Genomic DNA, 15,136 nt, shown 5'->3' on the forward strand with positions numbered 1-15,136 from the left:
CCGGTGGCCGGGTTAGCATCCGATCATGCCCGGCATCCGTACCGCCCCCGCCGTCGCCGCCCTCACCGCAGCCGTCCTCGCCCTGACCGCCTGCGGTGGCACGGAGCAGCCCGCCGATCCGAAGAGCACGACTGCCGGGCCGAGCACAGCGGCTCAGCCGACACCGTCGGGTGCCGCCGCGCCGACGGCGAGCAGCGGGACGGAAACGACGGTCCCGCAGGCGCTCTCGTTCACTGCCCGGACGATCGACGGTGAGAACTTCGCGGGTGGCAGCCTCGTCGGCAAGCCGGCGGTGTTGTGGTTCTGGGCGGCCTGGTGTACCCGGTGCCGCGCGGTGGCCGACGAGGTCGCCGCTGTGCAGCGGGACAACGCAGGCCGGGTAAACGTGATCGGCGTGGCCGGGCTCGGCAGCGGCGACGAGGCGATGCGGCGGTTCGCGAAGCAGACCGGAATCGAGCGCTTCCCCAACCTGGCCGACGACGACGGTCAGGTATGGCGCCGCTTCGAGGTGACCAGCCAGGAGCAGTACGTGCTGCTCGACTCCGCCGGCACTGTCGTGCACTCGGGACCACTGTCGCAGCAGGACCTGCGCAAGCGGGTCAGCGAGCTGAGCTGACCATGACAGACACCCCGTACGGCCTCGCCGTCGGTGCCGGGCTGTTGGCTGCGGTCAACCCGTGTGGCTTCGCACTGCTACCGGCGTACCTGTCGATGCTGGTGCTGGGCGACGAGCCATCAGCCGAACGGGACGCGCTTGCGTCCGTCGGTCGGGCGGTCGCGTTGACCGGTGCCATGACGCTCGGATTCGTCGCGGTGTTCGGCGCGTTCGGGCTGCTCGCCGCCCCCGCGGCGGACGCGGTCGCCCGTCACCTGCCCTGGGTGTCGATCCTCATCGGGCTCGCCCTGGTGGCTGCCGGTGGCTGGCTGCTGGCGGGGCGCCAGTTGCCCACCTTCGCGCCGAAACTGGCCACCGGGCCGGAGGTCCGCCGGCGCTTCGGCTCGATGGTGCTGTTCGGTGCGGCGTACGCGATCGCTTCGCTCGGCTGCACCATCGGCCCGTTCCTCGCCGTCGTGGTCGCCACTTTCCGCGCCGGATCCGCCCTGTCCGGAGTCGCCCTGTTCGTGGCGTACGCCTTCGGTATGGGGCTTGCGGTGGGGGCAGCCGCGCTGGCCGTCGCACTCGCCCGTGAGTCGCTGGTACGCCGCGCCCGCCGAGCTTACTCGCTGCTCGGGCGGGTCGCCGGGCTGCTGCTGGTGGTCACCGGCGGGTACGTTGCCTGGTACGGCTGGTACGAGGTGCGGACTTTCTCCGGTAGCGGTGCCGTGGACGACCCGATCATCGAGGCGGCCGGCACCGTCCAGACAGCGGTCAGCACCTGGCTGGCAGAGCTGGGTCCGTGGACGGTCGCGGTGGCGGTGCTGGCCCTGCTCGCCCTGGCCGCAGGGATCACCCTGCAGCGTCGGCTACCTGCCCGCCGGGCCGTCGCTCGCCCGGCTGGGCCTGACCGTTCGCCGGACGACCGGGCATGAGTGTGGGTCTGCTCCATCCCGCAGGTGGCGGCCACGACCGTCAACGGCGAGCCTCGCTGGCCGAGCCGTCAAGGAGCGCCTGCACAGTGTCATGCACACGAGCGGCGCACCGGGCGACGTACTCGTCGTCGGCGGCGGCCTCCGGACCGTGCCGTTCGAAATGGATGGGCGGACCGATCCTGACGGTGATCCGGGCCGGCAGTGGCAGGTAGGGCACCGCGGGGAGAAAGGTCAGCCCCCATGGCAGGCTGAGCAGCAGCGGCCACCGTGCGAGACGCAGCCACCGTCGGGTGCGTAGCAGCCGGGCCACGGCGGCACCGTCGTACAGGACCACGGCGGTGTTGTGCGCGCCGGCTGCGGCGACCGGAACAACCGGCACGCCGCAGGCGACCGCGAGGCGCGCATGGCCGACGCGACCATCGAAGATCACCTGGTGTCGGTCGGTCCAGCGGCGAGCACCGTCGGCGTCGCCGCCCGGATAGACGAGGACCTTGTCGCCCTTCGTGAGCAGCGCCACGGCGGTGGCGAAGTCGGCGGGCACGGCGCCGAGTGGTCGGAGCCAGCGCCCGAGCAGGGTCAGCCCGAGGTCGTGGGTGAGCACCCACGGTGTGTCGGCCAGTCCCCGCGCGTGGTGCACGGCCGCGGCGAACAGGTAGGTGTCGCCGGTGTAGAAAACGCCGTTGTGGTTGGCGACGTACAGCGCCGGACCGGACGGGATGTGTTCGATGCCGATGACCCGCGCACGGTGGTAGGGCACCAGGATGCGCCGGACCCGTCCGGCCGCGCGGGCGATCGCCCGCGGATCGCGCTGCGGCTTCATCTGGTACGGGCGTGCGCTGTCGCGGCCAGCAGTGGCCGGGTCAGCCGGCGAATTGGCCAGGGTCAGCAGCCGCGCCTGCAGGTGCTCGCCCACGGCGTCGACGGCGGCAAGTGCATACGTCGGGTAGGGGTGCACGGTGCGGTACAGGTCGGTGAGCCGGCCGCGGCGGGCGACCATGCGGCCAGTTCGCCGATGACCTCACCCGCGGCGGAGCGCCACCACGGTGGCGCCGACCGAGCGCCCCCGCGGATCGGCGACCAGCTGCGCCCACCCAATCGGTACGTCCGGCGGCCACCGCCAGTCCACCTCGGTCAGGTCGAGGCGGGTGATGATGGCGCGGTCGCCCCACCGGTGGCGGGCCTGCGCGGCGCGCAGGCCGACCCGGGCGACCTCGGGGTCCGTGAAGATCACGTACGGCATCGGCAGGTAGCGAACGTGGCTCGGCAGCCAGAACAGCGCGTTGAGCGTGGCCGTGCCCGCCTGGTGGGCAGCGACGTGGGTGAAGGGCAGCACGCCCGTGACGTCGCCGGCGGCGTACACACCCGGGGCGGTGGTCCGCATCCGGCTGTCCACCCGGACCGCACCCTGGTCGGTGACGGCCACGCCGGCAGCTCCCAGGCCCAACTCGGCGGTGCGCGGCCGTCGCCCGCCCGCGACGAGGATCCGGTCGAAACCGACCGCCCCCGGCTGGTCCCCGGTCAATCGCACCCGCCACGGGTCGGCGGCGGCCACCTCGGTCACCTGTGTGCCGGTGCGCACGTCGACGCCCTCGTCGCGTAACCGGTCGGTGATCAGCTGCCCGACCTCTGGATCTTCGCGGGGCAGTAGCCGCGGCGCCCGCTCCACCAGCGTCACCGCGCTGCCGAGACGGGCGAACGCCTGACCGAGTTCGCAGCCGACCGGCCCGCCGCCGAGCACCAGCAGCCGCGGCGGCAGAACCTGCAGGTCCCAGATGGTGTCACTGGTCAGCGGGCCGGCCGCCGCCAGCCCCGGCACCGGCGGCAGCTGCGGCTGCGATCCGGTCGCCACCAGCACACACCGCGCCGTCACCTCCCGGCCGTCAGAGGCCAGCCGCACCCGCCGAGGACCGACGAAGACGGCCTCGTCCGTGATGACCTCGGCTCCGGCCGCGCGGACCCGTTCCGGTGCGTCATGCGGTGCGATCGCCTCCTGGGCCGCTCGCACATGCGCCATCACGCCCGTCAGGTCGATGTCCGGTTCCACCGGGGTCAGGCCGACCCGGTCGGCGCGGCGCATCCGGTGCGCCAGGTCGGCCGCCTCGATCAACGCCTTGCTCGGCACACACCCGGTCCACAGGCACTCACCGCCGGTACGGTCCCGTTCGATCAGCGCCACCCGGGCACCGAGCCCGCCGGCGATCACGGCGGAGACCAAGCCGGCGGTACCGCCGCCGAGCACCAACAGATCCAGGTCGGTCATGAGCACCTCACCGCAGGCCAGGTGGGTCGCAGCCCATTGTCGATCACGCCGCGACGCTACCCGGCGGCACACCGGCCGGCATCCCCGTACGGGAACTCGTCACCAACCGGTAAGCCCGGCGAGGTCAAGGTAGGCGGCTTGCGTGCCGGAGACCACGTGCACGTGCCCACCGCGCATCACCTTGACCCCTGTCATCCGCCCGCCGGGCCGCAGCAGGCCGACCGCCTGCTCCCACGCCGGTCGCCAGTCGCCGTCGACGCTGAGCGCGTACATGAACAACACCGCGTCGAACAGCTGCCCAAAGGGACGTCTCGTAGCTCCGGCGTTCGTCCATGATGGATCATGTCGGGGTGCAGGTGATCTCGGCAGCCCGCCCAGAGTGGATCTTCCCGTTCACCGGGCTGCAGCCCGTCCAGTTCCGCCGGCTGGTCAGGCTGGTCTCCGAGCGGGGCGGTGACGCGATCGCAGATGGTCGGCCGGGGCGGCAGTGGTCGCTCGATCTGGCTGATCGGGTGTTGCTGGTCGCCGCGTACTGGCGGACGACCCTGACGATGCGGCAGATCGGTCCGCTGTTCGGGGTGTCGCACTCCGCCGCGCACCGGGTCATCGACACCCTCGGCCCGCTCCTCGCCTTGGCTCCGGTACGCCGACGCCGGGTCGACCAGATCGCCATCGTCGACGGCACCCTTGTCCCGACCCGCGACCACCGCCTCGCCGCACCGAGCAAGAACTACCGCTACTCCACGAACCCTGCAGGTCGCCATCGACGCCCACACCCGCCTCGTCGTCGCCCTGGGCGACCCGCAGCCCGGCAACCGCAACGACACCATTGTCTACCGCACCTGCGGCATCGACGCCAAGCTCGCAGGCAGGCCGGTCATGGCCGACGGCGCCTACCGCAGCAACCCCGACGTGATCATCCCCTACCGCAAACCCATTAACGGCAGTGAACTAACCTGCTGGAAGAAGAACCTGAACAAGCAGCACCGCACCGTCCGAGCCCAGGTCGAACACGCCCTCGCCCGGATGAAGACCTTCAAAATCCTCCGCGACTACCGCCGCGCCGCCCACACATCGACCGACACCGCATCCGGCATCGCCCACCTCCACAACATCATCCTGCTCGGATGACACCAGCACCGGTACCAGGCAACGCCTCCACCGAGTTACGAGACGTCCTTTAGCGACCACGGAGGTTCACGGTGTTGGATAACACACCGTCCGAGTACCGATTTTCGGCGTGGGTTTCCACGCGACCACGGACGCCAGCAGGCCCCGGTGTGCGCGCAGCGCAGCTCCGTGCGACGTCGCTGCTCGCGTCAGCCGGCCGATGACGGAGTGAGCGGCGCGACAGGTAGGTCGGCCCGGGGCGTCGAGTTGGATTCGGCGGCGTGGCGAGGGCGGAGTCCGTCGGTATCCCGTCCACCCATCGCCGCCTCCTCAATCAGCATCGCCACCCGACTCCCGGTCCATCGGTTCGACGGCCGGTCCAGCTGAACGATCGGAACGGCACTGGCCAGGCCGGCTATCCACCGCAGATGCGCCTGATGCTGAAGGATGCAGAAATAGGGCCGGAGCGTGTTGGTGATGAGAGCCGTGAGGGCTGCCGGGCCCGTCAACGCGTGGACATCCGACACCACCTCGCCGCCCTCCGGGCGTAGGACGACCACCAACTCCAGGGACAGTTCGTCGTGATCGGTGGGGACGAGGGGAAAGCCGAGCTTGCCCGTTCCGATTATCTCCTCGCCACCGTCCCGGCTCATGCCGAGACGTTCCACGGTCTCCCGCCGCAGCCTCAACCGGCGACCTGACGGGCAGACGGTGGGGATGACGACGCCCTCCCGCACGGCAAAGTCGACGGCGGTGACCTCGTCAGTGACGATGGAGTGCCCTCGGCCGGCCAGGAGTGCGGCGGTAGTCGATTTTCCCGCACCGCTCGGCCCGGCCACTGCCACCAGGCGTCCTCCTACCCGGATCGTCGAGGCGTGCAGGGCGAATCGGCGTTGCTGGATGAGGACCAGCGAGGCGACCATGCCTTCGAGCCACATGCGGATCACTGAGGCCGATGCCCCGGGCATCACCTGCACCTGGACGTGCCGGCCCTGCCAGACGTGGAACCTGGCAGCACCGGGGATCTCCAGTACCGCCTCCGAGGCGTCCGCCGTCAACCAGGGCGTAGCGATGATCGGATTCGACACCCTACGGTCGACCCGACCGGCCTCCACCTTGGCCCCGAACACCGTCGGCACCGCAGCGATCAATCGGTCCTGACATACCTCCATGAGTTCTCTTTCTAGCACAAAATAGACATATGCACCTTAAGATCGACAGTATGCTCCTGGTTGCCCGTCGCCCGACGGTTGTCATCACCGCCTGGTTTCGATCCGTCTATTCAGACGTCCGCTCAGGTGAAGTCAAACTAGCCGCACTCGCCTGTCTGGGTCTCGTCAAAGGCATCGTCGAGGCGGCTCTCATCGTCCAATTGGTGACCCTGGCCCTGGCCGTGACCGGCGACGACGGCAGATCCACGATGAACCCCCTCATCGGCCTCTACCAGCTTCCGCTGCCCCACGCGGTGACCGCGCTGGCCGCATGCACCCTGCTCGCGGGCTACCTGCACTGGCTTTCCGAACGCCTCATCATGACCGTCTGCACCGAAGCCACCGTCACCGTCCGGTCGCGACTGCTGTCCTCGTACTGCAATGCGGGGTGGCACCAGCAGGCCGCCGAGCGGCCCGGTTCCCTGCAGGAACTCGTCAGCAGTTGCGCCGTGACCGTCAGCCAGGGAATGCTCACCGCGTCGTCGGCGCTCGTCGCCGCTGCGCAGATGGCCGTACTCACAGTAACCGCCGTCGTGATCAGTCCGGTCGCTGCTCTCGCCATCGTCACGGTCGGCACGGCGGGCCTGGCGGTCGCCCACCCGTTTCGTGCCAGGACGCGTCGGCTCGCCCGCGACGCCGTCCGCGCGAACGACGACCTAGCCGCCATCATCGGCGAAACCACCCTGCTCAGCAGGGACATGTGGGCCAACGGCGTGCACACGGTTGGCCCCCGCAGGGCGCGCACACCAATTGAAAAGGCCGCGCGGCTCACCGCCCGCGTCCGGTTCGAGTCGAGGATGGTACCCACGGTGAGTCGCGACCTCACCATCCTCGGCGTGGGTCTGGCCCTGGCCGTCGTCAGTCAGACCACGGTGATCGCGATCGGTTCGATCGGCGCCATCGTGCTGTTGGTGGTGCGTGCGGTCGGCCTGGGACAACAGATCTCCACGGCTTTGCAGGCCCTTTCCGACCGCCAGGCAAGCCTCAACCAGATAAGCACCGCGATCGAGCGCTACCGCAGGGCCGCCCCGAGCACCACCGGCCGCCCCGCACCGCGCCTGGAGGTCGTACGGTTCGAGGACGTCTGGTTCACATACCCGTCGACGAGCGAACCGACCTTGGCCGGCGTCGACCTGACCCTGCGTCCAGGCAGTGTCGTGGGCATCGTCGGCGGCAACGCCGCCGGCAAGTCGACGCTCCTTCACCTGCTGCTCCGGCTCGCCCAACCCACTCGGGGCCGGATCGCCGTCAATGACGTCGACATCCGCCACGTCTCCCTCACCAGCTGGCTCAGCCAGGTTTCGCTGGTGCCGCAGGATCCCGCTCTGCTCGACGGGACGGTAGCGGAGAACATCCGGTTCTTGCGCCACGGCATCGAAGAGGTCGACGTGCAGCGTGCCGCCCAGGCGGCCGGGCTGGACGAGGATCTCCGATCCTGGCCGCAAGGGTTGTCGCACCCGGTCGGCCCCCTTGGCCGGGCACTCTCTGGTGGGCAGCGTCAGCGAATCGCCCTGGCCCGAGCGTTGGCGGGTAAGCCACGACTGCTCGTGCTCGACGAACCCACCAGCGCTCTGGACACCCACACCGAAGCCATCGTGCGGGACACGATCGAACGGGTCCGTCAACACGCGGCGGTGCTGATCGTCACCCACCGTGCCAGCACCCTGTCGGCCTGCGACCGGGTGTTGGAACTACGACGTGGGCGGCTGATCGAGCAGGTCGGCACGGCTCACGGAGACAGCGTTCTCGTCGAGGGGTGAAGGAGCACTCCGCCTTCACCGCGGACGGACCGCCCACGCGCGCGCGGCTCGCCGCCAGGCACGGATCGCCGACGATAGTTGGGTGGCCATCCAGACCGGCCGGAGCAGATAACACGCGACGAGCCAGAAGGTGCCCCGCGCGGCGAGCGGCATCGACCGCCGCAACACCACCTTCGACGGGAAGACCCGTTGCACGACGAGCAGAGGACGCCGCCAGGGACGAGCGGCGTGCAGAGCGTTCAGAGTTCCCGTGCCGCGCACCTCGGTCAGGGCCCGCACCGCGAGTTCAACTGGTACGTACACCCCTCCGCCGAGCTCATCGGCCAGCTTGGACGACTCGGGAACCATACGCAGCCCCGCCACAAACGCAGGCATCGCGCCGAGTTGCGCGGCCACCGTCGCCGCTGCCCGCATCGTGTCGTCGCCGAGAATCTCCAGACCACGCCGGAGATCGCTCGGTGGTTTGGGGTCCTTCACGCCGGTACGTGCCGCGTGCAGTGCCAGGTGACAGGCCAGCGCCACGTCGTCGAGCACGGCCACCTCGGTCGTCCCGATCGTCGATCGCCGAGTGTGCTCCCGCAGCAGCGACCATACGCGGACCGGGGGCACGCCACAGCCGGCGAGCGTGATGTGCAGGTCCACGGTTGCCTGATCCGAGGTGCGGCGCCAGGTGGACGCATGAGGGGCGCGCTCGTTGCGCCGGGCGCCGGCCATCAGGTCGACAAAGCCCACATCTGTGAGGATGGCCTCGGCGTCGGCATGCCGACGCGGGTCGACGAGCAGATCGACGTCGCGATAGCTGCGGTTCACTGCCTTGCCGTCGTACAACCGGTCAACGATGCTGCGTCCCTTGAGCAGGATCGAATCGATTCCGTGCTGCCGGAAATCCGCGACCAGGCGCGCACCGACCGCGTCCAGCATCAGGCATCGCATCAGTTTTCGATTGAGAAACATCGCGGCCGTAACTGTCTGCTCCCGATCAGGATGGGCTATTCGCCCGGGACCGTACGTCTGCATCTCAACTGCCCCTTTCATAGGTCCTCGCCAGGATGGCCGAACGCCATGATCTCGACCATCCTGGCGACACCTACGAGCGAGACTCGCACCAGTTGCGACTTGACCGCATCCAATAGGCAGCGCGGCCTCGGGAAAGCAGATTCAAGCCACTGGCCAGGCTAGGAGTCCAAGCCGATAAGTGCGTCGAGGATCAGCAACACACCGCTGGCCGTGGCTCCCGCCGCCAGGCGATTCAGGCGCGGGGGCGACCAAACCGGCCTGCTCTCGCCTTGTGACAAGCGGTTCCCCGATCCGCTCGGACGTGACATGCTCATCTTTCCTCCTGTTGAATCTAAGGTGCGGAAAAGCCCGCTTCCCTCTCTTACGGCGTTTGACGCCTCTGCGATTCTGACATTTCACACCGGCATCACGCAGGACATTCGACAGCCCCACCCACCCCCGCAGAAGTTGTTTCCGACCGAAGCCAGCTCGGCCAGGACAGGCAAGGACGAAAGAATTCGCCAACCGAATGACCTCGATGCGGCCAATTTCCGATAATCTTTCATAATGGTGTCGACTGACGGTTCGGAAGCCGCCCGCCACCTGTCCACCACCGTCCGGGTGTCGGCAACGATCAGGGAAGCCGCCGATCACGGCGCGAAGTGCGAGGCGCGTTCACGGGCCTGCGGTGGTGGTGCCGCGACGCTGCGCCGGTCGGCCGTTGCATAGTGACGAAGCCAGCGCAGGTACTTACTCGTCGCCAGCGCTCGGGGCAGCAGCAGCGTGTAATCCCGCGCCACCACCGGATCACCGGCCTGGTCCGGAGTCGGCCAGTCGCGTATCAGCGCGTCGAGACGGGGCAGGTCCATCAGCTCCTGAGTGGCCGGATCCACCCGCGCGGCGGCGAACTCGTCGCGGATCTCGTCGCGCCGGTCGGTGATCCGGTCGTACCAGTCGGGCAGTTGGGCACCGCGAACCACACGCAGTCTGATGCCGTCCGGGACCCGTCCCGCCATGCTGGCGCGGGCGGCGGCCCGACCCCGTCCGCGATGGCGACGCGCCCAACCCGGCTGCCTGGCGGAGAGCTCGATCAGGGCGAGGTCGGCGGTGGGGTCCACGACACGGCCACGGCACCGCACATCGAGAGTGGCCATCACCTCGGCGTGCTGGGCATTGTCGTCGACGAAGCGGCCGAGGCCGGAGATCCTCCGGTAGGCGTCGATGCCGCCGGCGATGCGTGCCGCGAGCGCGGTCGTGGCCAGGTGCGGCCGCAGCGGGCTCGCGGCCAGCCACTGGGCGGCCGTAGACCGGTGGCCACGACGTAGCTCGATCAGTCGGTGCATGGACCCGGGCAGCATCGGACGCAACACCCCCTGGACCAGGGTCTCGCGCCAGCCGCGCCGGGCCGACCAGGCGGCGGCCTCCCGCCACGCCTCAATTAGCCGCCCGGCACGCGCCAGGTCCACCAACCACCGAGGCTCGTCCCGGGAGAAGGTCAGGTTTCCGATGCCGCCGGTGAACAGGATTGACACGTTGTCGGTCACCGCCCGCTGGTGGATGGCTCTGACCCACATCATGTTGAGGGTGTTGCGCACCGGGGTACCTCCGGCCGCGAAATAGGCGTCATCACCGTCGATGGCATGGGCGCCAACGGCGTCGACGAAGGCCGGCGCAAGGTTGGGATGCGCGCCGGCCAGCAGCCTGACCAGGGAGGATTCGTCGGTGTCCCGTCCGTTCGCCGATTCCGTCCAGCCAGCTGGCGGCACCGAGGTGTAGGTGCGCAGCCGCGCGGGGGCGACCTGCTCGGCGAGGGTCGCCGCCACAGCGGTCGAATCCAAGCCTCCACTGAGCATCACGCCGACCCCACCTCGATGCCGAAGGTGCGCGCGTACCGCCTGGTCCATTGCGGTGCGCAGCTCCTCGGCGTGCTCAGCGGCGGACCCGGACCGCCGGGGCGTGTCGTCCAGCGACCAGTAACGTCGGTGTTGCGTCCGCTCAGGGGTGATCCAGATCGTGCTGGCCGCCGGCACGGGAGCGACGTCCCTGATCCAGCTGCGTCGGGTGTCCTGGGCGACAGCCAGGAACTCGACAGCCCGATCGAGGTCCGGTTCCAGCGGCACCTGCGGCATTGCGGCGACCGCGAGCGCGGTGCTGCCGAAGCCGAGCCATCCAGCGCTCTGGTACAGGTGTAGCGGTCGCCGTCCGAGATGGTCGCGGGCGAGTAGCACTCCCCCGCGCCGCCCGTCCACCACTGCGAAGGCAAAGTCACCGCGCAGCCGGCGGCAGCAGTCCGCGCCCCACCGGGTGTAGGCGTGGGCGATCAGCAAAGAGTCCGGTACGGCCGCGGCACCCCGCAGTTCCAACATCCGGCACAACTCCACCCGGTTCGTGAGCACCGCGTCAGCGACCACCACCGTCCCGGCTTCGGCCGACGCCCATGGTTGCCGGTCCTCGTCGTCCTCGGGGACGCGACAGTGCACGACCGACGCCACTGCCGCCGCGACCGCCCCCGTTCGACCGGCCCAGCATCCGCGGGCATCCGCGCCGAGAGCGGTCAGCACGGTGATCGCGCCATCCAGATCACGCTCGGCGTACGGCCGGCCGTCCAGACTTACGAGGCCCGCGAAGCCCGTCATGTGTTCACCCGTCTTCACCCGAAAGCCGACCTACCCGAGAGACGGTATGGCACCATTTGTTCCGTGTCAGTCACTTTGTCATCTCAGGTGGTGCGCAGTTCCGCAGCACTGACCGCCACCGTCAACGACGAGATCGTCATGCTCGACCCCGAGCAGGGTGCGTACTTCGGTCTCAGCCGGGTGGCCTCCCGCATCTGGGAACTCATCGCGGAACCGACCTCCGTGGAGGACATCTGCGCCACCCTGCGCACCGAGTACGGGGTGGAGCCCGACACCTGCCACCACGACGTGACCGCATTCCTGGACGACCTGGTGCGAGCACGCCTGATCACTGTCACTCCGTGACCAGGCCAAGCACGATCGCCCTCGCGCTGGAGGCCGCCGCCCGGCTCACGACCGCCCAGATCCTGGTCGCCGTCTGTTCGGGACCACGACTCATGCGCCTGCTCGGACCAGTCGAGCGGTCCGACACCGCGACGGAGGACGCCTGCCCACGCTGGCCCGCAGCGCGCCGTGTCGCCCGAGTGGTGGACCGAGTCGGAAACCTCCTGCCCTGGCACCCCGTGTGCCTGCCGCGGGCCATGACCACCCGGGCCATGCTGCGACGTCGCGCCATCCCGTGCGAACTGCACCTCGGCGTCACCAGCACCGCACCCCTCGCCGCCCACGCCTGGGTGACGGTCGGCGGCCGGGTCGTACAGGGTGGGTCAGTCGAACACGTCACGCCGTTGGCAACATTGCGTTGAGCGCATCTGGTTCGTGGGTCGGTCGGACGGGTGGGTGATCCGCTCGCTGCGGTACTACGACGACCGGCGCCTGCCGTCCACAGCGCGGACATCGGCTGGACACCGGACGTACCGAAGTCGCGATCGACAAAGTCATCCGCCGGTGCCGGCCGTGCGGGCGGCGTACACGATGCTCCAGGGCCTGCCGCGTCCTGCAACGGGACGGTGATCGGCGGTGACGCCGCCGCGTCCAGCGTTTCGGCGGCGATCTCGGCGAACCGCTCGGCTGCAGGGTGCGGTGACTGCGCCACCGTGCCGCGGCGGTGGTCTTGTGCGGTGGATGACCGATGAGAGGACGCCAGACCACACGCGGCTCACGTCGAGCGGCGTTCTCCGGTTCGAAGGCGACGCCGTGGCCGGCGAGGCAAGCAGTCGCTCGCAGATGGCCGCACACCCGGCAGATGAGGATTCCCGATCACCTCCCGAGCCTTCCTCAGCGGCCATCACGCGGATCCTGCCAGCCGAGTGTGGACCCTCGTCTCCGAACCCGGCTACCGGCGCTACCTGCACCAGCTGCCCTGCGACCACGGACCCGACACGGTCACCAACCCACAGCGCTTCGACGACCTCTAGACACCAGCAGGTCGACCCCGTCGGGCGATCGCGTGATGACCCGGACAGCGGATGCTCCTATTCGCGTTCCTCGGTCCGCCCTTCCATCTGAGCCCGAGGTGGGACGGACGCAGGGCTGGGGAGCAGGCGCCCGGGCGCCCGGCGGCTGGTGGTACGCGGGCGGCTTGGCGAGAGAGATTCCCCGCTGGTCACAAGAGCTGCGGTGAGTAGCGGCCCGTCGACGGTGCGGGAGTCGAGCGCGGCACCGATGTGTGCCGCAACCACCTCCAGGACCGGCATCAGCCGCGAATGCGGCGAAGGACGTAGGCGAGGTGAACCTCGACAGCGTCCCACCAGGGATGTGGTGGTTGCGGCTTCGTGAAAGTCATGCCGGGCTCGAAACGCTCGACGCGTCGACCGTCACGCCAGTGGGCGAAGCTGTTCATGCCGTCGGCGCCACGCAGGACGCTGAGGGTCTCGGTGCCCTCGGACAGGGTGGTACATGTGCCGGACATGGCGCCGGTGATGCCGTGCTCCTCGAAACAGAACGACCACATGCACAAGGAACCGGCACGCAACATCGACCCTTCCTGCGCGGTCGCGGCGTACTTGGAGTTGGCCTCGTCGCGGTCGAGCAGGCGGGCGACTCGCGGGTCCGCGCCGTATCGCCCGAGCACATCTGAGGCCGTGATGGCCCGGGTGAATGTCACACACCACATGACCAGGCGTGGATCCCCGGCCCACGCCCACTGTCCGGCCGTCGTTTCACTCATGTACGTCTCCTGCGCTGTCCCACGGGGGCCGGGCGGGGCCGGAGGCTTCTTCGGGGCCCCCGGCCGGCCACGGCTTCGTCAGCTCACGGCGTGGACGTCGAACTTCTCGGTGTCGAGGACACGCTGGTTCCTCACGAAGGCACCGTACTTGCCTCCGGCGGAGGAGTTCGCGTCTACGTCAACATGGCCGCGTACGCACGGTTCGTTGAAGGTCACCGGCTTGTCTGCCCGAGCCTCGTCGAGCACCCACTGACCGTTCTCGTACAGCGGGAGGATGTCCGCGCACAGCCTGCCGTCCGTTCCTCCCTCGTAGGTGCCGGCGAAGGGGAACTCGTCGCACGAGTCGTTCGGGACGTACTCCGGCATGTACACGAACGGGTCGCTGCTGCCGGCGCCGCAGGTGCGCTCCCGGTTGGCGTTCGCGATGGCCTGGCTGTCGGTCCGGCTCAGCGGAGCCCAGCCACGAAGGTACGCCTGGGCGAACTGGTAGAGCGCGCGGCTTCGCCGTGGTTCCGATCCGAGACGGAGTACTCAAGGATTGCCCGCCGTTCCGGGATGACGCAGCCGGGCGTGCTGAGTTCCGCGTCGCAGCGGATCGGCGCTTGGACGGGGGCTATCCCAGTAGACGTTCGGCGTGGTAGGGATGCTGCCCGCGGTCGTGACATACATGTGGTATTTGGTCTGATGTTGGTGTCCCGCGCCCCGGATGCCACGGCGCTTCGGTACGTGACCGTGCCGGATGCCGAAGCGCCAGGACCGACATTCCGTGAGCCGGGCCAGGGTCGGTTGGTCGTCGCGGAGCAGGTCGACGTGCAAGCCACATCGAAGGCGATGTCGAGGCTCCTCACCTGCCCCGTCACGCCGGTCACCCGGACAGTGACCGACTCGTTCCACGCGGCGCTGCTCTGGCTGAGGGTCATGCTGGTGGCGATGTTCATGACGCCGGTGCCCAGCACCGCGCCCCTGTCGCTGTACAGGGTGTAGGTGACCGTCATGCCATTCAGGCACAGGCCGCTGGTCCGCGTCCACGTCCAGTAGCCGGGTATGGTGATGTCGCAGGCCTCGTTGGCAGCGGTGGTGTCCGCCGAGCCGGTACGGCTCACGGCCTGCGGTGTGGTGTCGACGCAGGATTTGACCGCGCCACCGACAGCGGCGCGAGCGGCCGGCGCGATGGCCGTACATAACTGACCAGTTCGGACTTTCTGCTGACCGCGCCCTACTTCCGTACGGGGAAGGTCAGCGGGGGTGATGGTGGCGATTGCCTGGTGCCGGCTGTCGGCCCGTGGATTCTGGCCCGGGGCGACAGATTCGGCTGCTTGCGCTGGTGCGCCTCCGGAGGCGATTCCGCCGCCCACCAACAAGATGAGGAGGCGACTGATCCACTTCATCCGGCGAGCATCACTCAAGGCTACCCCTCCGTCTCTTTGGGTTACGGGAGTGTGGAGGCTACCAAGAGATCAACAGATGCATTGGTCCCGATATTGTCAGCCAGTGCCAATTGATAAGAATGTTTACATGATGGC

General features: G+C 69.0%; 14 protein-coding genes and 1 pseudogene. 7 read left to right on the forward strand and 8 right to left on the reverse strand.

Going from position 1 to position 15,136, the window contains the following annotated elements:
• Window positions 1-25: 25 nt before the first annotated feature.
• Both ENC19_RS02095 and ENC19_RS02100 read left to right on the forward strand, forming a co-directional pair.
• Window positions 26-616 carry a redoxin domain-containing protein gene (locus tag ENC19_RS02095; RefSeq protein WP_164445446.1) on the forward strand — a complete coding sequence of 197 codons (591 nt, stop codon included), beginning with the start codon at window positions 26-28 and terminating at the stop codon, window positions 614-616.
• 2 nt (window positions 617-618) lie between these two features.
• Entirely contained in the window at window positions 619-1,530 is a 912-nt protein-coding gene (locus ENC19_RS02100; protein WP_164445447.1) for a cytochrome c biogenesis CcdA family protein, read from the forward strand.
• Window positions 1,531-1,570: 40 nt separating this feature from the next.
• On the opposite strand, the gene ENC19_RS02105 is transcribed toward ENC19_RS02100, so the two are convergent.
• From ENC19_RS02105 to ENC19_RS02115, 3 genes are all read right to left on the reverse strand, one after another.
• Entirely contained in the window at window positions 1,571-2,527 is a 957-nt protein-coding gene (locus ENC19_RS02105) for a 1-acyl-sn-glycerol-3-phosphate acyltransferase (RefSeq protein ID WP_164445448.1), read from the reverse strand.
• 21 nt (window positions 2,528-2,548) lie between these two features.
• Window positions 2,549-3,790, reverse strand: coding sequence for a dihydrolipoyl dehydrogenase family protein (locus ENC19_RS02110; RefSeq protein WP_164445449.1), 1,242 nt, complete (start codon window positions 3,788-3,790; stop codon window positions 2,549-2,551).
• Between the two features lie 99 nt (window positions 3,791-3,889).
• Complete coding sequence (locus ENC19_RS02115) at window positions 3,890-4,063, reverse strand: hypothetical protein (RefSeq protein WP_164445450.1); 174 nt, start codon at window positions 4,061-4,063, stop codon at window positions 3,890-3,892.
• 77 nt (window positions 4,064-4,140) lie between these two features.
• Here ENC19_RS02115 and ENC19_RS02120 point away from each other — a divergent pair.
• Window positions 4,141-4,921, forward strand: a pseudogene (locus ENC19_RS02120) (transposase family protein).
• A gap of 188 nt (window positions 4,922-5,109) precedes the next feature.
• Here the strand turns inward: ENC19_RS02120 and ENC19_RS02125 are convergent.
• Entirely contained in the window at window positions 5,110-6,030 is a 921-nt protein-coding gene (locus tag ENC19_RS02125) for a hypothetical protein (protein WP_164445451.1), read from the reverse strand.
• Window positions 6,031-6,275: 245 nt separating this feature from the next.
• On the opposite strand from ENC19_RS02125, the gene ENC19_RS02130 reads away from it, so the two are divergent.
• Window positions 6,276-7,871 carry an ABC transporter ATP-binding protein gene (locus tag ENC19_RS02130; protein WP_164445452.1) on the forward strand — a complete coding sequence of 532 codons (1,596 nt, stop codon included), beginning with the start codon at window positions 6,276-6,278 and terminating at the stop codon, window positions 7,869-7,871.
• 15 nt (window positions 7,872-7,886) lie between these two features.
• Here ENC19_RS02130 and ENC19_RS02135 read toward each other — a convergent pair whose 3' ends face one another.
• Window positions 7,887-8,825, reverse strand: a complete 939-nt coding sequence (locus ENC19_RS02135; RefSeq protein ID WP_164445453.1) for a nucleotidyltransferase family protein — start codon at window positions 8,823-8,825, stop codon at window positions 7,887-7,889.
• Window positions 8,826-9,517: 692 nt separating this feature from the next.
• The gene (locus ENC19_RS02140; RefSeq protein ID WP_164445454.1) at window positions 9,518-11,503 is read right to left on the reverse strand and encodes an asparagine synthase-related protein; all 1,986 of its coding nucleotides are present in this window, start codon (window positions 11,501-11,503) and stop codon (window positions 9,518-9,520) included.
• 63 nt (window positions 11,504-11,566) lie between these two features.
• Here ENC19_RS02140 and ENC19_RS02145 point away from each other — a divergent pair, with 63 nt between their 5' ends.
• Both ENC19_RS02145 and ENC19_RS02150 read left to right on the forward strand, forming a co-directional pair.
• The gene (locus tag ENC19_RS02145) at window positions 11,567-11,848 is read left to right on the forward strand and encodes a PqqD family peptide modification chaperone (protein WP_164445455.1); all 282 of its coding nucleotides are present in this window, start codon (window positions 11,567-11,569) and stop codon (window positions 11,846-11,848) included.
• The gene (locus ENC19_RS02150; RefSeq protein ID WP_164445456.1) at window positions 11,845-12,249 is read left to right on the forward strand and encodes a lasso peptide biosynthesis B2 protein; all 405 of its coding nucleotides are present in this window, start codon (window positions 11,845-11,847) and stop codon (window positions 12,247-12,249) included. The genes ENC19_RS02145 and ENC19_RS02150 overlap by 4 nt, the downstream gene beginning before the upstream one ends.
• Window positions 12,250-13,139: 890 nt before the next feature.
• On the opposite strand, the gene ENC19_RS02155 is transcribed toward ENC19_RS02150, so the two are convergent.
• Window positions 13,140-13,613 carry a DUF6461 domain-containing protein gene (locus ENC19_RS02155; protein WP_309246137.1) on the reverse strand — a complete coding sequence of 158 codons (474 nt, stop codon included), beginning with the start codon at window positions 13,611-13,613 and terminating at the stop codon, window positions 13,140-13,142.
• Window positions 13,614-13,691: 78 nt separating this feature from the next.
• Entirely contained in the window at window positions 13,692-14,063 is a 372-nt protein-coding gene (locus ENC19_RS02160) for a NucA/NucB deoxyribonuclease domain-containing protein (RefSeq protein WP_444968372.1), read from the reverse strand.
• 276 nt (window positions 14,064-14,339) lie between these two features.
• On the opposite strand from ENC19_RS02160, the gene ENC19_RS02165 reads away from it, so the two are divergent.
• The gene (locus tag ENC19_RS02165) at window positions 14,340-14,597 is read left to right on the forward strand and encodes a hypothetical protein (protein WP_164445459.1); all 258 of its coding nucleotides are present in this window, start codon (window positions 14,340-14,342) and stop codon (window positions 14,595-14,597) included.
• Window positions 14,598-15,136 lie beyond the last annotated feature (539 nt).

This window comes from Verrucosispora sioxanthis, from assembly GCF_010560025.1.
GTDB classification, from domain to species: Bacteria; Actinomycetota; Actinomycetes; order Mycobacteriales; family Micromonosporaceae; genus Micromonospora; species Micromonospora palythoicola.